Here is a 22,356-nt window from a genome sequence, read left to right on the forward strand (position 1 = left end):
CTTAGTAGGTCAGGCGCATGCCCAGCATCACACTGCGCCCGGGCAGCGGCGCCACCGACGAAATGAACGAGGCATGGTTGTAGGCCAGCCGGTTCAGCAGGTTGGTGCCGCGCAGGTAGACCTCGTAGTCCGTCGCGCCGTAGCGGCCGCGATACGCCACCACCGCATTGACCAGGTTGTAGCCTGGCGTGCTGCTCTCATACGCGGCAATGTCCTTCTGCGAGAACACCCGCGCATACTCCACGCCGCCCGACCATTGCTGCCACTTGACGTTGCCGCGCAGCCCGGCGCGCGCCGCCGGAATGCGCGGCAGGTTGCCGTCGCCGCCGGTCAGCTTGCCGCGCACATAGTCGCCGAACACCGCCGCCGAGAACACCGGCGTGAACTGGTGCCGCAGCTCGCCTTCGACGCCGGTGAACTCGGCGTCGCGCTGGGTGTACTCGATCAGGCGGAAATCCTCGTGGCGGTCCAGCGTGTCGGCGTAGATGTAGTTCTTGACACGGTTATGGAACACGCTGGCCGAGAAGGTGGTGTCGCCAGCATGCTTGCGCAGGGTCAGGTCGATGTTGTGCGAGGTCTCGCGGCCCAGGCCCGAGTTGCCCAGCTCGTAGGTATTGGTGGCCAGGTGCACGCCATCGGCATACAGTTCCTGCGCGGTCGGCAGGCGCTGCGAGCGCGACAGCGACAGGGCCACGGAGTACTGCGGCGCGAAGTCCCAGATGGCGGCCGCCGACAGCGAGGTGCCCGACAGGCTGGTGCGCGACGCGCCCCCCGATGGCGCGATACGTTGCCAGTCCTGGCGCGCGCCCAGCTCGAAGCGCCAGTCGTTCAACTGGTACTCCTCCAGCACGAACAATCCGTTCGAGCGCGTGCGGCTGCGCGGCAGGAAGGCTTCCTCGCCGTCGGCACGGAAGTCGCTGTAGGAGTTCTGCAGACCGATCACCCCGCGCCAGCCGGCCAGCGGCTTGTGCTGCAGTTCCACGCGCAGGTCGTAGCCCTTGTTCTTGAAGCGGGTGCCAACCTGGCCGCCCTCGATCTCGTCATGCTGGTAGTCGGTCAGGCCGCCGCGCACGCGGATCTTCTCGAACCCCGCGAACGGGTCCTGGTATTCGGCGCGCAGGTCCAGGCGGTTGCTGCGCAGCTTGACGTAAGGCACGCCGCCATGTTCTTGATCGTGATCATGGCCTTCCTCGCCTTCGTCGCCATGGTCATGGTCGTGGCCGCCGCAATGCAGGTGCGCGCCGTGCGGATGGCAGCCTTCGTATTCGTGACTGTGGCCCGGCAGGCCATACGTGCTTTCCAGGTGCGTGAAGGCCAGGCCGACATAACCGCGCGGCGTGATCCACGACAGCCCGACCGTGCCCTGCGTGGACTCGCTGTACGACCCGGCCAGCTTGCCGCCGGGCCAATCCGGCACGTCGTAGTCGCTGGTGCGCCGCTTCATGCCCTCGACCCGCACCGCGAACTGGCCCTCGCCAGCGGTAATGCCGACCGCGCCCGCGCGCTCCTTGGTGCCGGTGGCGCCACGCAGCTCGCCTTCCATCTCCACGCCCTTCTCGGGCACGACGGTGGGAATCTTCTTGTCCACCACATTCACCACGCCACCGATCGCGCCGCCACCATAGAGCAGGGTGGCCGGCCCGCGCAGCACCTCGATGCGTTCGGCCAGCAACGGTTCCACCGTCACCGCGTGATCCGGCGAAATGCCGGAGGCGTCCAACACTTCGGAGCCGTCGGACAGCACTTTGACGCGCGGCGCGGTCTGGCCGCGGATCACCGGCCGGCTGGCGCCACCGCCGAAGGTGTCGCTGTTCACGCCCGGCAGGCTCTTGAGCGTCTCGCCCAGCGTGCCGGCGCGGCGCTCGACCAGTTCATCGCCTTCCAGCACGGAAGCCGGCAGCATGGTGCTGTTCAGGTCCAGGCCCAGCGGAACGGCCGACACCGTGATTGGCGCCAGCGTGCGATGGCGCGACGGATCGGCCTCGGTCTCGGTCTCGGCCTGCGCCACCGGCGCGGCCAGCATCAGCGAGCAGACCAGCGGCTTGAATGCCCGCGCGCCACGCCCGCGCCGCGCCGCCGCCATCTCACGCTTGCCCCGGATGGCCCGCCATCCCTGCATCTTGCCAGTCATCGTTACCCTCATGGATGTTATATCATTACAAATAGCTGAAGGATGATATAACATTCCGATGACAAAGCAAGCCCCAGGGAAATGCGTCCCCAGGGAACGAGCGCCCGCGCAGCCCAGGCGATCGGCTGCGCGCTCCCGCCTCGACCCGCCCGCAGGCCGACGCCCCCGTGCCCCGCCTCAGGCGTCAGCCGCCAACCCCAACAGGGCCTGCAACACCGCCACGCGGCTCTGCCCCAGCACCGCGCCCTGCCAATCCGGCGCGTCGCAATAGAACGCCTCCAGTGTCTCGCGCAGGATCTGGTCGCGCAGCGCGGCCGATGCCTCGGGATGGGCCCGCAGCCAATTGCGGCCGCGCAGCGCATCCACCACCTGTTCCGATGGCTGTGTGCCGTACTCCAGCGCCATCAGCGTCGGCACCGAATCCGGACACGCCTGGTAGATCAGGCCGGCCAGATGCCCGGTGATGTCCACCGAAGCCGAGGTGCCCTGGTAGGGCACGGCGATATCGCTACCCCACCAGCGGCGCGCACGCGCCACTTCGGCCTCGTCGCGGCGGCCGGCATAGATCTTCTCGCCATGGCCACGCGGCCCCAGCCCGGTGTGCACGTCGATCCAGCCGATCCGCGCATACCGGGCGGCATGCTCCTGCAGAATGCGGCGCAGATTGAGCAGCGAAGCGGCCGGGCGATCGCCCCCATAGAACAGCCCATCGGCGTGCGTGTACTGGCCCCGGGTCACGGCCTGCCTGAAGGCCGCCACGCCATGCTCGGCGATGTAGGCGTCGATCTGCCCACGGTTGTCCGCCGACGGCGGCCACTGCGCCGGCAGCAACAGCTCGTGAATACGTTGGTACTCAGGATTGGCCGGCAAGGCCTGGGTGCCGAACGGTTGCGCATTGCGGTTCAGGTCTACGTTGCCTTCATCGGTGCGCGCGATCCAGGAAAACCCGTGCGGATTGACGGCATGCACCAACAGCAGCGCCACGCCGGCCTGACGCGCGCGCGCCAGCATCTCGGCATCGTCCAACAGCGCCAACTGGCACCCCGAGCCACAGAAGCCCTCCACGCCGTGGGTGGCCGACGTCATGATCAGCAGGCGGCTGGCATCCGCGTCGCCGATCAACGCGACATCGGTGGTCAACGCTTCGCCTTCGCGCCCCGTGGGCTCGATCGGATAGGACGCGAATTGCGTGGCCAGCGGGCGGGCCGACGCGGCGAAGCGTTCGCGCGCCTCGGCGTAACTGCGGGAAAAGTACGGCGTAGCGGATTGCATCAGGCCTCCTGGTTATCGATATCATCGCCGGTGCGGTCGCGGATCCAGAACAGCACCACCGTGGAAAGCGCCACCGCCACCATCAGGTACCAGGCGGGCGCCATGGGATTGCCGGTCACGTGCAGCAGCCAGGTCACGAAGAATTGGGCGAAGCCGCCGAACACGGAAATCCCCAGACCGTACACCACCGACATGCCAGTGGTACGCACGGATTTCGGAAACAGTTCGGGCAGCATGGTGATGCCGGGCGCGGATTGCAGCGCCAGCAGGATCGACAGCAACGCCACCACCAGCATCAGCCGTAGGCTGCTGGGCGCGCCGATCAGCCATTCGAAACACGGCAGCAACACCGCCACCGTCGTCACCCGCGACCAGAAGATCACGCGCTTGCGCCCAACCCTGTCGGCCAGCATGCCCACCAGCGGCGCGAACAGGAAGCCGACCGCGCCCACGACGACACTGGCCGACAGGGTCGAGGTCGCCGGCAGGCCCAGCTCGCGATGCGCGTACGACGGCATGTAGAAACCGATGATCTGCGCGCACACCATGCCGCCGATCATCAGCAGGATGCCCTTGGCCACCGCCGCCTTGTGCTCGGTGAAAATCCGGCGCAACGGCTGGTGGCCGCTGGCGCGCGGCTGGCCCGTGCCAGGTTCGTCCAGGTGCAGCGTCTCTTCGAGATTGCGCCGGATATAGGCGCCCACTGGCACAGTCAGGATGCCGATCAAGAACGGCACGCGCCAGCCCCAGGCCTGCATCTGTTCGGCCGTCAGCGCGGCCGTCAGCACGCCCACCACCACCGCTCCCAGCGCCACGCCGAGCGACTGGCTGCCGAACTGCCAACTCGAATAGAAACCGCGCCGCGACGGCGGCGCATGCTCGACCAGCAGCGTGGTCGACGCGCCCACCTCGCCGCCAGCCGCAAAACCCTGGATCAGCCGCGCCAGCACCATCATCACCGGCCCCAGCAGCCCCATCTGCGCATGGGTGGGCGCGGCGGCGATCAGCGCACAGCCCAGGCCCATCAACCACAGCGTCAAGGTCATGGCGGCGCGGCGGCCATGGCGGTCGGCGTACGAACCGATCAGCATGCCGCCCACCGGCCGCATCAGGAAGCCGACGCCGAAAGTAGCCGTGGTCAGCAGCAATTGCCCGTAGCTGGAGGCCGCCGGAAAGAACAGCGGCCCGATGACCAGCATCAGGAACGTGAAGACGGTGAAGTCGAAGAATTCGAGCGCATTGCCGATGGTGGTGCCGGCGATGACCCGCCGGCGCATCGAAGGCGTATGCAGGCTGTGCGCGCCGGCGCCGGCCGCGATGGCGATAGACATGTTTTCCCCTTGATGTCCGATCTCTATGCCGGCCCGTGTTTCCGAAGCCGTGGCTAGGGCCTGTTCACACTAAAGCTCCTTTTAGTGCGAACAGGCCCTAGTGAATATACGGATGGCCGCCGAAACGCAAAAGACAGTATTTTTCGCGCAGTGATGACTTTTGCTTATAGCCCGCCGTGCCTGCTCCGATGAACCTGCGCCAGTTGCGCGCCTTCGTGCTGATCGCCGAACATGGCAGCATCCGCGCCGCCGCCCGCGCCCTGTGCGTGACCCAGCCGGCGGCCACGCGCAGCCTGCGCGAACTGGAACAGAGCCTGGGCGCGGAACTGGTGCGGCGCAGCGCCAAGGGGGTCGAGCTGACGCCTTATGGCCAGGCGCTGCACAAGCGCGCCGTGCTGATCCTGCAGGAAGCGCGGCGCGCGCAGGAAGACATCGACCAGATGCGCGACGGCGAGGGCGGCACGCTCAACCTGGCCATCAGTTCGTCGGTGCTGCCGATACTGCCGGCCGCGCTGGCGGCGTTTCGCGCCCGCATGCCGCGCGTGGCGGTGGCCTTCCATGAGGTCGCGCCGCCCTACAGCCACGACCAATTGGAGACGGGCCGCTACGACCTCGTGGTGCAGACCGAATACGACGGCGACATCTACGACGGCTTTGCCCGCACCACCCTGTTCACCCTGCCGCTGGCGGTGGGCGCGCGCGCCGACCATCCCCTGCGCCACGCAACCGACCTGGCCGAACTGCGCGACCTGCTATGGCTGATGCCCGGCAATACGCAGACGCCCACCAATCTGCTGCGCCTGGCCTACGCCGAACGCGGCCTGCCGCCGCCCGCCGATGTGATCCCGTGCCAGTCCATCGCCATCGCCCTGGCCATCCTGGGACAGAGCGACGCGGTGGGCTTTTTCGTGCGTAATGGCCTGCACCGCGTGCTGGCGCCGACGTCCTTGTGCATCCTGCCGCTGGCGCACCCGCTGCCGGCGGCGCGGGTATCGATCCTGACGCGCGCCGACTCGCCGCCGACGCCGGCCGCGCAGCTTTTCATCGACTGCCTGAACCGCGCCCGCGCGGCGGCCGGAGCCGCCGGGTTATCATGAAGCCCCTGTCCCGGGGCGGTGCCGCGCCCTCTTCTCACGGCCCCATGCCATGGCCTTTCCCCGACTCCACACGCCTCCCTCGCTGACCGACACAGTGGCCAAGCAGTTGCTCGCCGAGATCGACGCGGGCCGCGTGCAGCCGGGCGAAAAACTGCCCACCGAAACCCGCCTGGCCGAGCAATTCGGCGTCAGCCGCACCGTCATCCGCGAAGCGGTGTCGCGCCTGCGCCAGGACGGCATCGTCGAAGCGCGCCAGGGCAGCGGCGTATTCGTCACCGGCCAGGGCGGCAACCGCGCGTTGCGCATCGACGCGGCCGAACTGGGCTCACTGGACGCGGTGCTGCACGTCGTCGATCTGCGCCGCGCGCTGGAAACCGAAATCGCGGCGCAGGCGGCCGCCCAGCGCGGCAAGCGCGACATGGCGGCCATCGACGACGCGCTGGCCGCCATCACCATGGCGGTGGACAACGGCGGCGACGGCGTCGCGCAAGACGTGGCCTTCCATCGCAGCATCGCCCGCGCCACCGGCAATCCGTATTTTCTCGCCACCCTGGCCTTCGTCAGCCAGTATCTCGAAGCCGCCACCCGCGTCACGCGCGGCAACGAGGCGCGCCACGCCGACCAGATGCGCGCGGTGCTGCGGGAACACGAAGCCATCGTCGAAGCCATCCGGCGCCAGGACGTGGAGGCGGCGCGCGAAGCCGCGCGCATCCACATGGTCAACGCCGCCAAGCGACTGCGTCAGGCGCATCGCTGAACGCACCAGCGGCAACGGCGCGGCACGGGAATCAGCGATTAACCATCAGGCAGCCCGACGGAAGGCCCGCGTGAAGAAATCAACGCCGCCGAAATTGCCCGACTTCAAGGCGATGCTGATGCGCGCTTGCGCCGCCTGCGCGTAACCGGCGCACCACGGCACGCCCGGGTCGATCTGCTCGCCGATGGCCAGTTGCGTCAACCCCAGCGCCTGCACCACGGCGCCGGAGGTCTCGCCCCCGGCGACGATCAACTGCCGCACCCCGAGCCGCGCCAGGCCCGCCGCGATCCGGGCGATGGCCTCCTCGACCAGCGCGCCGGCGCGCGCCGCGCCCAGGCTGGCCTGCGCCGCCTGCACGGCATCGGGCCGTGCCGTGGAATAGATCAAGAGCGGGCCGTCGGACAGGCGCGGCGCGGCCCAGGCCAGCGCCTGCGCCACGACGTCGTCGCCCGCGGCGAGACGCAAGGGATCGAGCGCCAGCGCCGGCCGGCCCGCCGCGATGAACGCCGCCACCTGGCCCTGGGTCGCGCTTGAGCAACTGCCCGCCACCACCGCCTGGGCGCCCGGCTCGCGCGGCAATGCGGCGGCCGCGCCCGGCGCCAAGCCCCAGTTGCCGGGCAGGCCGATCGCCACGCCCGACCCGGCCGTCACCAGCGGCATGCCCTTGAGCGCCGGCCCCAGCGCCATCAGGTCGTCATTGGAGATGGCATCCACAATGGCGATCTCCACTCCCTCGCTTCGCAGCGCGTCGATGCGGCCGCGAATCGCATCGCTGCCGCGCGCCACCACCGCATAGTCGATCAGGCCGACCTTGCGGCGGGTCTGCGCCGACAACACCCGCACCAGGTTCGGATCGGTCATCGGGGTCAAGGGATGATGCTGCATGCCCGACTCATTCAGCAGCACGTCGCCGGCGAACAGATAGCCCTTGAACACCGTGCGCTTGTTATCGGGAAAGGCCGGCGTGGCAATGGTGAAATCCGTCTCCAGCGCCGCCATCAGCGCGTCTGCCACCGGGCCGATATTGCCCCGCGCCGTGCTATCGAAGGTCGAGCAGTACTTGAAGTAAATCTGCCCGGCGCCCTGCGCCCGCAGCCAGGCCAGCGCCGCCAGCGATTGCGCCACCGCCTCGTCGGCGGGCAGGGTGCGGGTCTTGAGCGCCACCACCACCGCGTCCGCCGGCGTCTCCAGGGGCCCGCCCGGTACACCGATGGCCTGCACGGTGCGCATGCCGGCGCGCACCAGGTTGTTGGCCAGGTCGGTGGCGCCGGTGAAGTCGTCGGCGATGCAGCCCAGTTTGATCGTCATGCGGACTCCGGCAGGGTGATTCCGGGAAAGATCTTGATGACCGCGCTGTCGTCCTCGCGCCCGTGCCCGGCAGACGACGCCTGCATGAACATCTGGTGCGCGGTGGACGCCAGCGGCAGCGGAAACCTGCTGTGGCGCGCGGTGTCCAGCACCAGCCCCAGGTCCTTCACGAAGATGTCCACCGCCGACAGCGGCGTGTAGTCGCCCGCCAGCACATGCGCCATGCGGTTCTCGAACATCCAGCTGTTGCCGGCGCTGTGGATGATCACCTCGTACAAGGCAGCGGCGTCGACCCCTTCGCGCAGGCCCAGCGCCATGGCCTCGGCCGCGACGGCGATGTGCACGCCAGCCAGCAACTGGTTGATGATCTTGACCTTGCTGCCCGCGCCGGCCCGGTCGCCCAGCCGGTATACCTTGCCCGCCATGGCCTCCAGCACGGGGCCGCAGGCCGCGTAGGCGTCGGCGGTGCCGGCCGTCATCATGGTCATCTGGCCCGCGGCGGCCTTGGCGGCCCCGCCGGAGATCGGCGCGTCCAGGTAGTGGATGCCTTGCGCGGCCAGGCGCGACTCCAGCGCGCTCGACCAGGCCGGGTCCACCGTCGAGCACATCACGAACACGCTGCCGGGCCGCAGGGCGGTGGCAATGCCGCCTTCGCCAAACAGCACGCTTTCGGTCTGCTGCGCGTTCACCACCACGCTGACCACGACGTCGCAGGCGGCGGCCATGTCCGCCAGCGTCTCGCAAGCCACGCCCCCCTGTTCCGCGAACGCCGCCGCGACGCCGGGCCGGATGTCATAGGCATGCACCCGGCACCCGCCGCGCCGCAGGCTCTGTGCAATACCCGCGCCCATCGCCCCCAGGCCGATCACACCGACCGCGCGCGCTTCGTTGGACTGGCTCATACTTTCCCCCGCAAGTCGTCATTGATATAGGCGCGGATGATTTCGGCGAAATCGCCGTCACCCGCCAAACCCAGGTCCGCCGCGCGCGCGGTATCCCAACGCCCCGGCCAGCTGCCGACGATGGCCTGCACCCGCGCATCGGCCTGCCAGCCGACGCGGTCGGCCACTGCGTCGCCCGCGATTTCGCGCAAGGCCCGCACCATCTCCGCCGCGGTCACCGATACCCCCGGCAGGTTGATGGGCCGGCGATCCGCCACCGCCCCCGCATCCAGCTCGCAGCCGGCGATCAGCGCCTGCACCGCGCGGCGCGGCGACAACAGCCACAGGCGCGTATCGGCGGCCACCGGGCAGGTCGCCGGTTCGCCGTTGAGCGGTTCGCGGATGACGCCGCTGGCGAACGACGAGGCCGCCGCGTTGGGCCGGCCCGGACGCACGCTGATCGTGGGCAGGCGCAACGCGCGGCCGTCGACGAAGCCGCGGCGCGTGTAGTCGGCCAGCAGCAGTTCGGCGATCGCCTTTTGCGTGCCATACGAAGATTGCGGATTGAGCGCGGTGTCGTCGCGCACCGTTTCCGGCAACGCCCCGCCGTACACCGCCACCGAACTGGTGAACACCACCCGCGGCCGATGGCCGCGCTGGCGGCACGCCTCCAGCAGCGCGCGCGAGGCATCCAGGTTGATGCGCATGCCCAGGTCGAAATCGGATTCGGCCTGACCGCTGACGATGGCCGCCAGGTGGAAGATCACCGCCGTATCGGCGCCGATCAGGGCCTGCAGGCAGGCCGGATCCGCGACGTCGCCCTCGATCGACCGCACCCGCGTGTCGTTGATGGCATCGGTCCGGGTGACGTCGAGCAGGTCGATCTGGGTGATGGGCGCGCGCTCGCCGTCCAGCGACAGGCGGCCCTGCTCCAGCAGCTTGCGTGCCAGGCGCTGCCCCAGAAAACCAGCGCCGCCGGTGATCAGTATCTTCATCGCCCGCCTCCCGCGAGATAGGGTCTGGCCCAGCCCAGTCCTGCAGTGGTGGCGCCCACGGGCCGGTACTCGCAGCCGATCCAGCCCGCGTAGCCCAGCGCGTCGACCAGCGCCAGCAGATAGGGGTAGTTCAGTTCACCCAGGTCGGGCTCGTGGCGATCCGGCACGCCGGCGATCTGGATATGGCCGATGCCCGGCATGTCGCGGCGCAGCTTCACCGCCAGGTCGCCCTCGACGATCTGGCAGTGGTAGCAATCGAACTGCACCCGCAGGTTGTCGGCGCCGACTTCGGCGCGGATCGCCTGGGCCTCGTCCTGGCGCGTCAGGAAATAGCCCGGCATGTCGCGCGGATTGATCGGCTCGATCAGGATGGTCACGCCGGCCGTGGCGGCAACGCGCGCGGCGAGTTCCAGGTTACGCAGATACACCTGGCGATGCGCGGCGCGGTCCTGCCCGGCGGGGACCAGCCCGGCCATCACATGCAGGCTGCGATTGCCCAAGGCCGTCGCGTACTCCAGCGCCCGGTCCAGTCCGCGGCGGAACTCGTCCTCGCGGCCCGGCAACGCGGCGATCCCGCGCTCGCCGCCGGCCCAGTCGCCCGGCGGCGCGTTGAACAACGCCTGCGCCAGTCCGTGGCGGTCCAGGCGCGCGCGGATTTCCGCGGCCGGATGATCGTAGGGAAACAGGAACTCCACGCCCTGGAAGCCGTCGCGCGCGGCGGCGGCGAATCGCTCCAGAAACGGGTGCTCCGCGTACATCATGCTCAGGTTCGCGGCCAGGCGCGGCATGTCGGCTCCTTCGGGTTGAGGTGGGCGCGGGTCAGTAGCGCGCCCCGAACACGGCGCGCAGTTCGTCGATGGCGGCCTCGGACAAGGGGGCGGGGCGCGGCTGGGCCATCAGCCACAGGCGCGCCGTTTCCTCCAGTTCCTCCAACGCGTAGGAGGCGTGCGACACCGAACGCTCCCACACCACCGGCCCCAGGCGTTCGAACAACACCCCACGCACCTGGGCGGCCAGCGCCGCCACCTGCGCGGCCGCCGCCGGGTCGCCGGGACGCCGATAGGAAATCAGGGGAATGCGGCCGACCTTCATCACCTGGTAGGGCGTTATCGGCGGCAGCACCTCGTCCTGGCGCCAGACTCCCGCCAGCGTCAACGCCACCAGATGGGTCGAATGCGTGTGCACCACGCCACGCGTGGCCGGGTCGGCCTGGTAGATGCCCTGGTGCAGCGCCAGGGTCTTGGACGGTTTGCCGCCCGAGACCCGGTTGCCGGCCAGATCGACCTTGGCCAGTTCGGCCGGATCGAGCCGGCCCAGGCAGGCATCGGTGGGCGTTATCAGCCAGCCGTCATCGAGCCGCGCGCTGATGTTGCCTGCGGCGCCCACGGTGTAGCCGCGTTGATAGAGGCTGGCGCCGACCGTGCAGATTTCCTCGCGGATACGGGCTTCCGGCGTCATCGGGCACCGCCCGCGACACGGCCACGGGCGACGAAAACGACTTGCGGCATGCGGATCTCCTTCGGCAAATTCATATGGTCATCATACAAATTTTGCTGAAATCCCCGGTAGCGGGATTACCCGATGGGGTGGCCCGCGCCCCGGCGCGGCTACCGGACGCCAGCCGCTACAGCGAATACCGGTAATCGCAATTCAGGATCGCCGTGAGCGGATTGCCCATTCCCGAGGCGCTCGTTCCTCCCGGGCGCGGCCCGCTCAGCTTGGCCTGGAAGGTGCCCGCGATATCGCCATTGGCGACCTTCCTGACCGCAACGGTGGCCGGCAACGCATACAGCGTCAGCGGCCAGGCGTCGTCCGGCGCGACCAGCGTGAATACGCCCAACCGGAAATCCGACACCACGTAGGCCGGACCATCGCCCGAATCGAAGGACTGCTCGGCGTTGCCGTACGTCAGCGTCAGGCTGAGCTCCTCGGACGACGGCGACGGGATGGCGCCTCGCAGCGCCACCTTGCCGCTTTCCGAAACACACGACAGCTCGGCCGGCGCCGAGCCCGCATGGGCGGCGCCCGCCAACAGCAGGCAGGACAGGAACCAGGGCGCGGACGGTTTCATGGCGTGGGTTTCCGTGGGGCGGCCGGACACGGCCCGGACCGTTCATCGAGCCGCCATATTAGCGGCCAGACAGGAATCGCCAAACCGTGGCCGGCGGCAGGCAATGCCAGCGTTCGCATACAAGTCGTAATATGCGCCGGCGCCGATCGGGCTAGGATGCCGTCATCGATCCGCCCGCCACCCGGAGCCCGCCCATGACCGCTTTCCGATCCCTCGCCTGCGCCGCCCTGCTGCTGGCCGCCGCCGCAACCCACGCCGAAAGCGTGGCCCTGCGGGCAGAGAAGGCCACCGCCGGTATCGACCCGCAGACGTCGATGCGCTACGTCGACGTGGTGCTGCACCCCGACAGCCGCCAGGCCCTGGCCGACTTCACCCGCGACCGCGTCGGCAAACGCATCCAGCTGCGCTCGAATGGCGTACTGCTGTCCTCGGCCACGCTGCAAAGCCCCCTGGAGGGCGACAGCTTCCGCATCGTCGCCGGCGAACACGGCTTTGCCGGCAAATCCGCCGACGAGATCGCCCGCGGCATCACTTCCGGCGGCGGCCTCACGGTGGACGACGAAGGCAGCACGCCGGGCGACTTCCCCACCCGGCCCACCAAGCGATCCACGCCGTCTCCCGGCGCTTGAGCCGATCCGCGGCCGACGGCCTCCGCGCACCGCGAACGTCAGCGCCTGGCGGTCGCGTCGACGAAGGCCGCCAGGTCCCGGTTGAACCGCTCGGCCTCTTCCACGAACGGCGCATGTCCCGCCGTCGCATACAGCGTGGTCCGCAGGCGCGGATGCAGTTGCCGGGCCCGTTCCATCGACGGCACGGCGCGCACCAGCGCATCGCGCGCGCCATAGATGAGCCACAGCGGCTTGCGCATCGCGCCCAACCCTTCGCGCGCCGCGATCGTCATGGCCGGTACCGCGGCCTGCATCTCGGATGAGGCCAGGGCGGCATTGGCCAACAGGCGTTCGAACGTGGCCACGTCCGGCTGCGTCGCGAAGCACAGCGCCAGAAAGGCGCGTTCGGCGTCCAGGTGCGTCTTCAGGTCGGCCGACGCCATGCCGCGATATACCGCCGGGTGCGACGCGATCTGGCTGGCCTGCAGTTCGATCACGCCCCCGACGTAGACCGCGCCGGCAATGTCCGCGTCGCCATGCGCGGCCAGGTAGTTGGTGGTCACGGCAGCGCCCAGCGACCACCCCACCAGCACCGGCCGGCGCGCGCCCGAGGCCGCGATCACGGTCGCCAGATCATCGGCCCAGCGGCGTCCGTCGGTGTAGGCCAGCGGCGCGGTCGGCTTGCCGGACTGGCCATGGCCGCGCAGGTCGTAGGTGATCAGGCGATAGCGCTGCAACAACGGGCTGGACAACTGCGCTTCCCAACTGAGGCGGCTGCCCAGCAGACCGTGGACGAATACGACGGCGGGGCCGGCCGGATCGCCGGCCTCCTGGATGGCAAGGGTCACGCCGTCCGGCGCGACGGCGGTGTACTCACGGCTGTCGGCAAACGCCAAGGCGTTCGTCGACAGCAGGGTGACGGCCACCAGCAGGTGGCGCAAGCAGCGGAAAAACAGGCGGTCCGGCATGGAAGTGACTCCTGGAAGACAAAAGGGGAATCACAGTCTCAACCGTCACACCGGTGTTAGAGTCAAGCGGTCGTTTCGTGAATGTTTGCCATGACACCCCAGCCCGCCGCCAAGCCGATGTCGATCGGCGCCCTCGCCCGCGCCACCGGCGCCAGCCTGCGTTCGATCCGCCATTACGACGCGCACGGCCTGCTGGCGTGCACCCGCGCCGACAACGGCTACCGCAGCTTCGCGCCCGCGGCGATCGGCCAGGTGCGGCAGATCCAGCGCCTGATCGCGACCGGCTTCAGCCTTGCCGAGATCCAGGGCTTTCCCGATTGCATGCGCATGATCGAAGGCGCGGCCGCCTGCCCGGAAACCTCCGCGGTGCAACGCCAGCGGCTGGCCTCGGTCGAACGACAGATCGCCGACCTCGAACGCCGCCGCGCCCGCCTGCGCGAGATGCTGGCCGAGGGCGCGGCGGCGCCCCGCCGATAACGGCGCCACGCCCTCCGGCGCGCAGGCGCGCTCCTGCCGCGCGCACCCCGCCAGGAAATCCATCGCCGCCCTGACCGCCGTCGACCGGCGCAGGTCCGGGAACACCGCCTGCCAGCGATCGCGGACGGGCGCTTTGCCCGCCACCGCCAACCGTTGCGGCATGGCATCGCGGTCACAGACGGAAGCACCACCGCGCCGAACGCATAACCTTTGGTTATGGCCGCACCCGCTCCACTCATTTGAACCTGTCGCCCGCCGCGCCCACACTCTCACCGTCCAGCGCCAGGCCCTCCGATGGGGCCGGGCGGCCTGGACGTTGGACCGCAGGGCATCCATGCCTGCAACATTGCAAGGCAGGATCACAACAATAGGCCGACAACCGCCGGACGCGCAGCGCGTCACGGCCTGGCCACAGAGACGATAGGGACGGAGAAGACATGACCTCATTGACACAGACGGCGGCGGCGCCACGCCCGCCCGCCGGTGCCGTGCTGCAACCTCGCCGGCGCAACGCCGCCATCGCGGTATTCCTCGTGGGCCTGGCCATCGCGCTGTACACCCACTTCACCCTGCCCGGCCAGACCAGCCTGTGGGGCCTGACGCCGGTACTGGTATTCGCCATCATCGCGCTGCTGGGCGTGGACATCGTGCTGTCGACCATCGCCGCCATCGTGCTCGGCGCCATCATGACCGGCACCACGCCCATCGCCATGAGCAAGCTGCTGGCCGAATCGCTCGGGTCGTTCATCGCCGTGGTCGGCCTGATCATCGTGCTGGGCGCGGGCGTGGGCGAGGTCGCCGCACGCACCGGCGCCGCCGAACAGATGGTGCGCGCCATCGTGCGCCGCATCGGCCTGTCGAACCAGGTGCGCGTGCGCCTGGGCATCATGGTGACCTCGACCCTGATCTGCGGCGCGCTGGGCACACTGGCCGGCGGCAACGCCATCATTGCCGCGGTGGTTATCCCCATCGCGGCGGCCGTGCGCCTGTCGCCGCCCGCGGTGGCCGCGCTGTTCCAGACCGCGGGATCGGCCGGGCTGGTGCTGGGGCCGTTCACGCCCAACGTGGTCACGGTGACCGGCCTGACCGGCCTGAGCTACCCCCAGTACCTGCTGGTGGCGGGCCTGCCGATGGCTGCCGCGACCCTGCTGGCCGGCTGGTTCATGTCGGGCCGAATCCAGAAGATGACCGAGGCCAGCCACCAATATGAAGAAGCCGGCGCCGGACTGGCCACGCTGAAGCTGGACGCCGCGCCGGCGCCCACCGCCCTGCGCGCGGCGTGGGCATTCTGCCTGACCATCATCATCCTGGCGGTCGCCGGTGTGCTGGCCAAGGCCGGCTATGCCTTCGCCATCATCGTCATGGTGTCGCTGGCCGCCACTACCGGGCTGGCGGGCGGCATGGGTCCGCGTGCAATCCTGCAGGCCATGTACGCGGGCACCGGCAAGCTGATCTGGATCTTCTTTCTCTTCTGGCTGTTCAATCCCGTACTGGTGCTGGTGGACCAGCTCAACGCCTACCATGCCGTCCTGGAACTGGCCAAGCCACACCTGGCGGGGATTGGCGGCGCCATGCTGTGCGTCATCGTGTTGTGGTTCAACGTCATCGGTCATATTCCCGGCGCGGCCGTCGCGCAGATGACCTTCACCGCCAAGATCTTCGGCCCGTTGCTGGCGGCCGCCGGCGTCGGCCCCGCGGCCACCACCGCGGTTATCCTGGGCAGTTCGCAGATCGACTGGTTCGGCCCCTTCCCCACCTCGGACATGTTCGGCCAGATGGGCCTGGCGCGCTCGGGCGAGCTCAAATACATGCTCTACAACGGCTGGGCGGTGATCCTGGTGAACCTCTGCCTGTTCTCGTCCCTGTTCTTCTTCCTGGTCTGAGGAGATCGACCATGTTCCCGTTGGGATCGCAACCGCTGGACCGCGACGCCTTGCGCCAGCACGTCGACGCGGCGCTGGCGCCCTTGCTTGCGGCCACGCCCGCGCGGATCTCGCTGAGCCTGCGCGACCTGGACGGCGGCATCGTGCTGGCGCGCCACGCCGACCGCATGCAACCGTCGGCCAGCATCATCAAGGTGCCCATCCTGCTGGCGCTGCTCGAAGCGGTGGCCAACGGCCGCTACACGCTCGAACAGCCGCAGGCCCTGCCCGCGAGCGGCGACCGCGCCGGCGGCACCGGCATCCTGGCACAACTGCACAGCGTCACCAGCCTGTCGCTGGCCGAACTGGCGCGGCTGATGATCGTCCTCAGCGACAACGTCGCCACCAACGCGCTGATCGATCTATTGGGCTTCGACGCGATCAACCAATGGAATCAGCGCGCCAACCTGGAGGCGACGCGCCTGCAACGCCGCATGATGGACGCCGCCGCGCGCGAGGCCGGCCGCGACAATTTCACCAGCGCCGGCGACGCCACCGCCGCGCTCTGCTGGCTATTGCGCGACGGCGCCCTGCCCGCGTCCCTGCGCACTTTCGCGCTCGACGTCCTGGCCGACCAGCGCGAGCGCGCCCACTTCGGCGCCGCGCTGCCGGCGCCGGCTCATCTGGCCAGCAAGGCCGGCCAACTGCCGGGCCTGCGCCATGACGCCGGCATCCTCACGGTCGAGGACCGCAGCGTAGTGTTGGCGGTGCTGGCCGACGGCTTCACCGACTGGCAGACCGCACAGACACTCCAGGGCGGCGAAGGCGCCGCCCTGCTGGGACAGATCGCGCGCGCGGTCGCGCTCGGCCTGAAAGCCCAGGCACACGCACACTGACAAGGAGCCCGCATGTCCATCAGAGTGGCAGCCATCCAGCTCGATAGCCGCCGTGACCGCGAGGCCAACCTGGCGGCGCTGGAACACTGGATAACGGCCGCGGCCAACGACGGCGCGAAACTGATCGTCACGCCCGAGTACAGCGATGTGCGCGGCGACACACCAACGCTGCGCGCCGCCGCCAGTCCGATCCCCGGCGCGGTCACGGCGCGCATCGCCGCGCTGGCGCAACGCCACGCTTGCTGGATCCACCTGGGCTCGATGCATGAACGCCTGGCGGACCAGGACCGGCTCGGCAACACCGGCGTCACCTTCGCCCCGGACGGCCGCATCGCCGCCTCCTACCGCAAGGTGCACCTGTATGACGCGGTGGTCGACGGCACCCCCTACCGCGAATCCGCCGACTTCGCGCCCGGTGCGCACCTGCGTACCGTCGACGCGGCGGGCCTGACGCTGGGCCTGAGCATCTGCTACGACCTGCGCTTCGCCGAACTCTACCGCGCGCTGCGCGGGCGCGGCGCCAACGTGCTGGTGGTGCCCGCGGCCTTCAACCTGCACACCGGGCGCGATCATTGGGAAACCCTGCTGCGCGCCCGCGCCATCGAGAACCAGTGCTACGTGATCGCCGCCGCCCAGATCGGCGGCGACGGCCCGGGCCTGCCCTGCCTTGGCCGCAGCATGATCATCGACCCCTGGGGCACGGTGCTGGCCTGCATGCCGGACCGCACGGGCCACATCACGGCCGACCTCGATCCCAAGCGCGTGGCCACGCTGCGCGCTGGCCTGCCGGCCTGGGACCATCGCCGCACCGACCTCTACCCGGGTTGATCGACGCCAACCGCGGCTCCGCGCGAGAAGCCGGTCCGACTGCCCGCCATCCCAGCATCCCGGGTGGCGGGCGCGCGGCTGGAATTGCGTTCAGCCAGCCTTGCGGCAAAAGCAGTAGATATGGCGGAAGGGATCGTCCACCATGTGGCGCGAAGCGATCACCCCTTCGATGTCGGGCACGAACTCCTCGAAGCCGCCGTCGATCACGACCGGAAAAGGCGTACGCTCGGGCAGATCGTTGTAGCCCAGCACCAGCACGCCGCCGGGTTTGAGCACCGCGTGGCATTGCGCCAGCAGGCGGCGCAGGCCAGCCTCGCCGTCAATGCCGGCGCCGAGCACGCCGTTGGCGATTACCACGTCGAAGGTTGCCGGGCCATAGTGCGCCGCCATCTCGAGCGCATCGCCGACCCAGTGCCGCCCGGGGCGCCCGTAGACAGCGCTGCGGGGCAGGATGTCAAGCGAATGGAAGTTCGCGCGCAGCAACCGCGGATAGTGCCAGTTGTGCTTGTCCAGGCCCAGGAACAACAGCTCCTGCGCAGCCCGGCCCTCGGCGGCCAGCCGGTTCAGATATCCGAAGATGTGCTGTTCGAGAAAGACCCGATTCGGCACGTCCAGCCTGAAATCGACCCCGCAACATTCGGCCAGCACGGGCGACAGCCTGAACAAAGCCCGCTTGCCGAGGTACTTCAACTTGCGCATGCCCTTCATTACGTTCCCGCGAGGATCCTCAAGAACCGGCCCGCGGCATGGGATGCGCTGGGAATCGAAATTCCGTGCGGCGTCCGTCAGCCCCTGGACCCATAAGCCTGAAAAACAGGCGTGGTGGTTACCGGCAAGCTGAACTGCCAATGCAATCCCATCAGTACCGATATAGCGGTGATCATGTTTGCCGATCCGGCAGGGCGAAATCAATATGTCAGGAAAACGATGAGTCCGACATTCCACCTTCACTCCGTCCGCAACCAGGGAGGACTTCCAAGCCACCACAGCACGATGCGCATGGCGCATGCATGCGGTCGTCGCGGTCGCGCTGTCCACCGGGAACGAAGACAAACGCAAAAAAGCCGGCAACGCTTGCGCGGTACCGGCTTTCAGCCAAAGGTGTCGGGAAACACCTTCAAGAATTCGACCACAGATAAGTGGTCGGGGCGAGAGGATTCGAACCTCCGACTCCTGCGTCCCGAACGCAGTACTCTACCAGGCTGAGCTACGCCCCGAGTCTGGGCATGGGCTTGTACATCTCCCACGCCTTACAGCTACTGACTTCGTTGCGCTCAGTGCAACCAAATCAACTTTCCGCTTCGTGAATTTCAACCTTCGTGAATTCCAACCTTGCTCAAAGCAGCGCTTGCAGTGCTGTTTTTCAGCTAGCGATCTCGATTCACCGCGAAAGCGCAGAATTCTAACAGAGAATTTAGAAAAGGGGAAACGGGATAGGCGGAAAGTGCTTCGCGGGCCCGATCCGCCTCGGCCACGGCGGCCTGGCGGGCGTGTTCCAGCGCGTCCGTCGCCTGGATGGCGGCGGCCACGGCGGCAAAGTCGGCGTCGCCCGTCTTGATGGCGTCGCGGATCAACTGCTGCTGCGCTGGCGTGCCCACCTCCATCACGCGGATCAGCGGCAGCGTGGGCTTGCCCTCGCGCAGATCGTCGCCCACGTTCTTGCCCAGCGCGGCGGCATCGCCGCTGTAGTCGAGCACGTCGTCCACCAATTGGAAAGCCGTGCCCACGTGGCGGCCATAGGCGGCGGCCGCGGCTTCCTGCTCGGGCGTGGCGCCCGCCAGCACCGCGCCGACCTGGGCGGCGGCCTCGAACAGCTTGGCGGTCTTGTAACGCACGACCTGCAGGTAGCGCTCCTGCGAGACGTCCGGATCGTGCACGTTCAGCAACTGCAGCACCTCGCCCTCGGCGATCACCGTGGTGGCTTCGGACAGGATGCTCATGATGCGCATCGAGTCGGCCTCGACCATCATCTCGAACGAGCGCGAATACAGATAGTCGCCCACCAGCACGCTGGCGGCGTTGCCGAACACCGCGTTGGCGGTTTCCCGCCCGCGGCGCAGGTCGGATTCGTCGACCACGTCGTCATGCAGCAGCGTCGCGGTATGGATGAACTCCACCACGGCGGCCAGCAACTGGTGGTGCGTCCCCTGATACCCCAGGGCCCGGGCCACCATCAGCACCATCGCCGGGCGCATGCGCTTGCCGCCCGCGCCAATGATGTAGTCGCCGATCGTACGGATCAGCACCACATCGGAATTCAGCCGCTCGCGGATAACCGCATCGACGGCTTTCATATCGTCAACTATGGGGGCAATGAGCGCGGGGAGATTCAAGACGTATCCGGAGAGTGAAACGAGCCGTTCGCAACAGCTCTTACCGCTGGGCCGCCGGCATGGCGGAGGGATTCGACCAGCGATTATACGGGCTGCCAGGAACCGAAGCCGGACGTAGCGACACCCCTGCCCGGGGCGCGGACGCCCCGTCCGCCCTCCGGTTCCGAATCGCCCCGCCCCCGTTTTCTTGGTCGCCAGCCACCTCGACGCAGCGCCCAGGCCACACCTAAGCCCTTACCCTGCAAGCGCTTTTTGACTTTTCCCCGGCCGCGGGCTAATATCCCGGATTCGGTCAGAGATGGCCGAATTACGTCGGTGAATTACGCACGCCCAGCCTTGGCAACCCCATCGTGGCAACCCCAGGCAGGTACTGCCAGCCCAGCAGGGCCGGCAAGCGAATGAACCCATTTACCTATTTAAGGAATACCCCATGTACGCGGTCGTAAAAACCGGTGGCAAGCAGTACCGTGTTGCCATTGGCGAAAAACTCAAGGTAGAACAGATACCGGCTGACATTGGGCAAGAAATCACCCTGGATCAAGTGCTGTCCGTGGGCGAAGGCGACCAACTGAAAGTTGGTACGCCCCTCGTCGCCGGCGCCGTGATCAAGGCAACGGTTCTTGCGCAAGGCCGCCACGACAAGGTCAAGATCTTCAAGATGCGCCGTCGCAAGCACTATCAGAAGCGTCAGGGCCACCGTCAGAACTACACCGAAATCCGCATCGAAGCCATCACGGCTTAAGACGCGACTCGGCACCACATTAGCAGGAGCTAAACATGGCACAGAAAAAGGGCGGCGGCTCTACGCGAAACGGACGCGACTCAGAATCGAAGCGTCTGGGCGTCAAGGCTTTCGGCGGTGAACTGATTCCCGCTGGTTCGATCATCGTGCGTCAGCGCGGCACCCGTTTCCACGCTGGCGTGAACGTCGGCATGGGCAAGGACCACACCCTGTTCGCGCTGGTCGACGGCAAGGTTCAATTCGGCTTCAAGGGCGCGTTGAACAAGCAAACCGTTTCGATCGTCGCCGCCGAGTAATCCTCGACGCCGCACGGTCCGGCCAGCGGCGCGATCGCCTCAGCGATCCGCCGCCGGCCAGAACGGCAAAGCCCTGTCGCATGCGGCAGGGCTTTTTCATCGCCGAGCCGCCTCGAGATGAAAAAGCCCCCTCGGGGGGCAGCAAGCCGAAGGCGCAGCGTGGGGGCCTTTCCCCCTCCCGGCCACCGCAAACACGCGGCGGCCCGCGCCACTCGGTGGCGAACCCGCCGGCCGCGAGGCCGGGCGGTTTTAAGGCAGAATGAGCGGAGTGTTCCGCCCTGCCCTTCCGGCAATGCCCCACCACGGCGGCACAGCCCTCTAATTCATACACGCGCAGACACCATGAAATTCGTAGACGAAGCCACCATCGAAGTCGTCGCCGGCAAAGGCGGCAATGGCGTGGCGAGCTTTCGCCGCGAAAAATTCATCCCCAAGGGCGGCCCGGACGGCGGCGACGGCGGACGCGGCGGCAGCATCTTCGCCGTGGCCGATCGCAACATCAACACGCTGATCGACTTCCGCTATGCGCGCCTGCACCGCGCCAAGAACGGCGAAAACGGCCGCGGCTCGGACCAATACGGCGCGGCCGCTCCCGACATCACGCTGCGCGTGCCCGTCGGCACCATCATCCATGACGCCGAGACCGGCGAAGTCCTGTTCGACCTGAACCGCCACGACCAGAAAGTCGTGCTGGCCGCCGGCGGCCAGGGCGGCATGGGCAACATGCACTTCAAGTCCAGCGTCAACCGCGCCCCGCGCCAATGGACCCCCGGCAAGGAAGGCGAACACCGCTACCTGCGCATGGAACTGAAGGTGCTGGCCGATGTTGGCCTGCTGGGCCTGCCCAACGCCGGCAAGTCCACGCTGATCACCCGCATCTCCAACGCCAAGCCGAAGATCGCCGACTACCCCTTCACGACGCTGCACCCGAACCTCGGCGTGGTGCGCACCTCGCCGTCGCGCAGCTTCGTGGTGGCCGACATTCCCGGCCTGATCGAAGGCGCCTCCGAAGGCGCCGGCCTGGGCCACCTGTTCCTGCGCCACCTGGCGCGCACCCGCGTGCTGCTGCACCTGGTCGATGTGTCCACGCCCGATCCCGATGCCGACCCCGTGGAGCAGGCCGTGGTCGATGCCCGCGCCATTGTCGAGGAATTGCGGCGCTACGACCCCGATCTGGCCGACAAGCCTCGCTGGCTGGTGCTGAACAAGCTCGACATGGTGCCCGATCCCGAAGACACCAAGCGCCGCTTCCTGGATCTGTACGGCTGGCAGGGTCCCGTATTCGGCATCTCCGGCCTGTCCGGCGAAGGCACCCAGGATCTGATCTACGCGCTGCAGGACTACCTCGACGCCGAACGCGAAAAGGAACAGTTGGCGCAGGACCAGGCCGACGGCACCTATGTCGCCGAGGACCCCCGCTTCGACGATACCCGCGGCGGTGCCGACGAGAAGCCGACCACGCCGCGCGGCCACGAATAAGCCATAATCGCAGTCTCTTCCGAT

At 68.2% G+C, this 22,356-nt stretch carries 22 protein-coding genes and 1 tRNA gene; 10 read left to right on the forward strand and 13 right to left on the reverse strand.

Annotated elements, in window-relative coordinates; all coding sequences use genetic code 11:
- Position 1: 1 nt before the first annotated feature.
- The 3 genes from AC6LKG_RS02650 to AC6LKG_RS02660 all read right to left on the reverse strand — a co-directional run bounded on the left by AC6LKG_RS02650 (position 2) and on the right by AC6LKG_RS02660 (position 4,734).
- The gene (locus AC6LKG_RS02650) at positions 2-2,083 is read right to left on the reverse strand and encodes a TonB-dependent receptor domain-containing protein (protein ID WP_498162676.1); all 2,082 of its coding nucleotides are present in this window, start codon (positions 2,081-2,083) and stop codon (positions 2-4) included.
- Between the two features lie 225 nt (positions 2,084-2,308).
- Positions 2,309-3,403, reverse strand: a complete 1,095-nt coding sequence (locus tag AC6LKG_RS02655; RefSeq protein ID WP_498162516.1) for a M14 family metallopeptidase — start codon at positions 3,401-3,403, stop codon at positions 2,309-2,311.
- Entirely contained in the window at positions 3,403-4,734 is a 1,332-nt protein-coding gene (locus AC6LKG_RS02660) for an MFS transporter (RefSeq protein WP_498162518.1), read from the reverse strand. The genes AC6LKG_RS02655 and AC6LKG_RS02660 overlap by 1 nt, the downstream gene beginning before the upstream one ends.
- A gap of 176 nt (positions 4,735-4,910) precedes the next feature.
- On the opposite strand from AC6LKG_RS02660, the gene AC6LKG_RS02665 reads away from it, so the two are divergent.
- Both AC6LKG_RS02665 and AC6LKG_RS02670 read left to right on the forward strand, forming a co-directional pair.
- Positions 4,911-5,831: a LysR substrate-binding domain-containing protein gene (locus tag AC6LKG_RS02665; protein WP_498162519.1), complete on the forward strand. Its 921-nt coding sequence runs from the start codon at positions 4,911-4,913 to the stop codon at positions 5,829-5,831.
- Positions 5,832-5,880: 49 nt separating this feature from the next.
- Complete coding sequence (locus tag AC6LKG_RS02670) at positions 5,881-6,588, forward strand: FadR/GntR family transcriptional regulator (RefSeq protein WP_498162520.1); 708 nt, start codon at positions 5,881-5,883, stop codon at positions 6,586-6,588.
- A gap of 45 nt (positions 6,589-6,633) precedes the next feature.
- Here AC6LKG_RS02670 and otnK read toward each other — a convergent pair whose 3' ends face one another.
- The 6 genes from otnK to AC6LKG_RS02700 form a co-directional block, all read right to left on the reverse strand.
- The gene (gene otnK, locus AC6LKG_RS02675; RefSeq protein ID WP_498162521.1) at positions 6,634-7,896 is read right to left on the reverse strand and encodes a 3-oxo-tetronate kinase; all 1,263 of its coding nucleotides are present in this window, start codon (positions 7,894-7,896) and stop codon (positions 6,634-6,636) included.
- On the reverse strand, positions 7,893-8,798 hold the full coding sequence (gene ltnD, locus AC6LKG_RS02680) for an L-threonate dehydrogenase (RefSeq protein ID WP_498162522.1): 906 nt from the start codon (positions 8,796-8,798) through the stop codon (positions 7,893-7,895). The genes otnK and ltnD overlap by 4 nt, the downstream gene beginning before the upstream one ends.
- Positions 8,795-9,772, reverse strand: a complete 978-nt coding sequence (denD, locus tag AC6LKG_RS02685) for a D-erythronate dehydrogenase (RefSeq protein WP_498162524.1) — start codon at positions 9,770-9,772, stop codon at positions 8,795-8,797. Before denD ends, ltnD begins: the two co-directional genes overlap by 4 nt.
- Entirely contained in the window at positions 9,769-10,560 is a 792-nt protein-coding gene (gene otnI, locus AC6LKG_RS02690; RefSeq protein WP_498162526.1) for a 2-oxo-tetronate isomerase, read from the reverse strand. Before otnI ends, denD begins: the two co-directional genes overlap by 4 nt.
- A 31-nt stretch (positions 10,561-10,591) precedes the next feature.
- Positions 10,592-11,230 (reverse strand): 3-oxo-tetronate 4-phosphate decarboxylase, encoded by a 639-nt coding sequence (otnC, locus tag AC6LKG_RS02695; RefSeq protein ID WP_498162528.1) that lies wholly within the window; start codon positions 11,228-11,230, stop codon positions 10,592-10,594.
- 166 nt (positions 11,231-11,396) lie between these two features.
- Positions 11,397-11,843: a hypothetical protein gene (locus tag AC6LKG_RS02700; RefSeq protein ID WP_498162530.1), complete on the reverse strand. Its 447-nt coding sequence runs from the start codon at positions 11,841-11,843 to the stop codon at positions 11,397-11,399.
- 194 nt (positions 11,844-12,037) lie between these two features.
- Here AC6LKG_RS02700 and AC6LKG_RS02705 point away from each other — a divergent pair, with 194 nt between their 5' ends.
- On the forward strand, positions 12,038-12,472 hold the full coding sequence (locus tag AC6LKG_RS02705; RefSeq protein ID WP_063569587.1) for a SecDF P1 head subdomain-containing protein: 435 nt from the start codon (positions 12,038-12,040) through the stop codon (positions 12,470-12,472).
- 38 nt (positions 12,473-12,510) lie between these two features.
- On the opposite strand, the gene AC6LKG_RS02710 is transcribed toward AC6LKG_RS02705, so the two are convergent.
- The gene (locus AC6LKG_RS02710) at positions 12,511-13,419 is read right to left on the reverse strand and encodes an alpha/beta fold hydrolase (RefSeq protein WP_498162532.1); all 909 of its coding nucleotides are present in this window, start codon (positions 13,417-13,419) and stop codon (positions 12,511-12,513) included.
- 90 nt (positions 13,420-13,509) lie between these two features.
- On the opposite strand from AC6LKG_RS02710, the gene AC6LKG_RS02715 reads away from it, so the two are divergent.
- The 4 genes from AC6LKG_RS02715 (at position 13,510) to AC6LKG_RS02730 (ending at position 17,482) form a co-directional block, all read left to right on the forward strand.
- Positions 13,510-13,896, forward strand: coding sequence for a MerR family transcriptional regulator (locus AC6LKG_RS02715; RefSeq protein WP_498162534.1), 387 nt, complete (start codon positions 13,510-13,512; stop codon positions 13,894-13,896).
- 437 nt (positions 13,897-14,333) lie between these two features.
- Entirely contained in the window at positions 14,334-15,779 is a 1,446-nt protein-coding gene (locus tag AC6LKG_RS02720) for a gluconate:proton symporter (RefSeq protein ID WP_498162536.1), read from the forward strand.
- A gap of 11 nt (positions 15,780-15,790) precedes the next feature.
- Entirely contained in the window at positions 15,791-16,654 is an 864-nt protein-coding gene (locus AC6LKG_RS02725) for a serine hydrolase (RefSeq protein ID WP_498162537.1), read from the forward strand.
- A 12-nt stretch (positions 16,655-16,666) separates the two neighbouring features.
- The gene (locus AC6LKG_RS02730; protein WP_498162538.1) at positions 16,667-17,482 is read left to right on the forward strand and encodes a carbon-nitrogen hydrolase family protein; all 816 of its coding nucleotides are present in this window, start codon (positions 16,667-16,669) and stop codon (positions 17,480-17,482) included.
- A 90-nt stretch (positions 17,483-17,572) separates the two neighbouring features.
- On the opposite strand, the gene AC6LKG_RS02735 is transcribed toward AC6LKG_RS02730, so the two are convergent.
- From AC6LKG_RS02735 to ispB, 3 genes are all read right to left on the reverse strand, one after another.
- Positions 17,573-18,490 carry a class I SAM-dependent methyltransferase gene (locus AC6LKG_RS02735; RefSeq protein WP_498162539.1) on the reverse strand — a complete coding sequence of 306 codons (918 nt, stop codon included), beginning with the start codon at positions 18,488-18,490 and terminating at the stop codon, positions 17,573-17,575.
- A 132-nt stretch (positions 18,491-18,622) separates the two neighbouring features.
- Positions 18,623-18,699 (reverse strand) — tRNA-Pro (locus tag AC6LKG_RS02740).
- 150 nt (positions 18,700-18,849) lie between these two features.
- Positions 18,850-19,815 carry an octaprenyl diphosphate synthase gene (ispB, locus tag AC6LKG_RS02745; protein WP_049076730.1) on the reverse strand — a complete coding sequence of 322 codons (966 nt, stop codon included), beginning with the start codon at positions 19,813-19,815 and terminating at the stop codon, positions 18,850-18,852.
- A gap of 430 nt (positions 19,816-20,245) precedes the next feature.
- Here ispB and rplU point away from each other — a divergent pair, with 430 nt between their 5' ends.
- The 3 genes from rplU to obgE all read left to right on the forward strand — a co-directional run bounded on the left by rplU (position 20,246) and on the right by obgE (position 22,332).
- On the forward strand, positions 20,246-20,557 hold the full coding sequence (rplU, locus tag AC6LKG_RS02750; protein WP_006389960.1) for a 50S ribosomal protein L21: 312 nt from the start codon (positions 20,246-20,248) through the stop codon (positions 20,555-20,557).
- A 35-nt stretch (positions 20,558-20,592) separates the two neighbouring features.
- Positions 20,593-20,853 carry a 50S ribosomal protein L27 gene (rpmA, locus tag AC6LKG_RS02755; RefSeq protein ID WP_006389959.1) on the forward strand — a complete coding sequence of 87 codons (261 nt, stop codon included), beginning with the start codon at positions 20,593-20,595 and terminating at the stop codon, positions 20,851-20,853.
- 342 nt (positions 20,854-21,195) lie between these two features.
- Complete coding sequence (gene obgE / locus AC6LKG_RS02760; protein WP_498162540.1) at positions 21,196-22,332, forward strand: GTPase ObgE; 1,137 nt, start codon at positions 21,196-21,198, stop codon at positions 22,330-22,332.
- Positions 22,333-22,356: the final 24 nt, after the last annotated feature.

It is taken from the genome of Achromobacter sp. 46006, from assembly GCF_059761975.1.

Coding starts and splice junctions, on each gene's coding strand:
- AC6LKG_RS02650 (WP_498162676.1), bottom strand. CDS start 2,083: ATGGCGGCGGCGCGGCGCGGGCGTGGCGCGCGGGCATTCAAGCCGCTG.
- AC6LKG_RS02655 (WP_498162516.1), bottom strand. CDS start 3,403: ATGCAATCCGCTACGCCGTACTTTTCCCGCAGTTACGCCGAGGCGCGC.
- AC6LKG_RS02660 (WP_498162518.1), bottom strand. CDS start 4,734: ATGTCTATCGCCATCGCGGCCGGCGCCGGCGCGCACAGCCTGCATACG.
- AC6LKG_RS02670 (WP_498162520.1), top strand. CDS start 5,881: ATGGCCTTTCCCCGACTCCACACGCCTCCCTCGCTGACCGACACAGTG.
- otnK (WP_498162521.1), bottom strand. CDS start 7,896: ATGACGATCAAACTGGGCTGCATCGCCGACGACTTCACCGGCGCCACC.
- ltnD (WP_498162522.1), bottom strand. CDS start 8,798: ATGAGCCAGTCCAACGAAGCGCGCGCGGTCGGTGTGATCGGCCTGGGG.
- denD (WP_498162524.1), bottom strand. CDS start 9,772: ATGAAGATACTGATCACCGGCGGCGCTGGTTTTCTGGGGCAGCGCCTG.
- otnI (WP_498162526.1), bottom strand. CDS start 10,560: ATGCCGCGCCTGGCCGCGAACCTGAGCATGATGTACGCGGAGCACCCG.
- otnC (WP_498162528.1), bottom strand. CDS start 11,230: ATGACGCCGGAAGCCCGTATCCGCGAGGAAATCTGCACGGTCGGCGCC.
- AC6LKG_RS02700 (WP_498162530.1), bottom strand. CDS start 11,843: ATGAAACCGTCCGCGCCCTGGTTCCTGTCCTGCCTGCTGTTGGCGGGC.
- AC6LKG_RS02705 (WP_063569587.1), top strand. CDS start 12,038: ATGACCGCTTTCCGATCCCTCGCCTGCGCCGCCCTGCTGCTGGCCGCC.
- AC6LKG_RS02710 (WP_498162532.1), bottom strand. CDS start 13,419: ATGCCGGACCGCCTGTTTTTCCGCTGCTTGCGCCACCTGCTGGTGGCC.
- AC6LKG_RS02715 (WP_498162534.1), top strand. CDS start 13,510: ATGACACCCCAGCCCGCCGCCAAGCCGATGTCGATCGGCGCCCTCGCC.
- AC6LKG_RS02720 (WP_498162536.1), top strand. CDS start 14,334: ATGACCTCATTGACACAGACGGCGGCGGCGCCACGCCCGCCCGCCGGT.
- AC6LKG_RS02725 (WP_498162537.1), top strand. CDS start 15,791: ATGTTCCCGTTGGGATCGCAACCGCTGGACCGCGACGCCTTGCGCCAG.
- AC6LKG_RS02730 (WP_498162538.1), top strand. CDS start 16,667: ATGTCCATCAGAGTGGCAGCCATCCAGCTCGATAGCCGCCGTGACCGC.
- AC6LKG_RS02735 (WP_498162539.1), bottom strand. CDS start 18,490: ATGCGCCATGCGCATCGTGCTGTGGTGGCTTGGAAGTCCTCCCTGGTT.
- rplU (WP_006389960.1), top strand. CDS start 20,246: ATGTACGCGGTCGTAAAAACCGGTGGCAAGCAGTACCGTGTTGCCATT.
- rpmA (WP_006389959.1), top strand. CDS start 20,593: ATGGCACAGAAAAAGGGCGGCGGCTCTACGCGAAACGGACGCGACTCA.
- obgE (WP_498162540.1), top strand. CDS start 21,196: ATGAAATTCGTAGACGAAGCCACCATCGAAGTCGTCGCCGGCAAAGGC.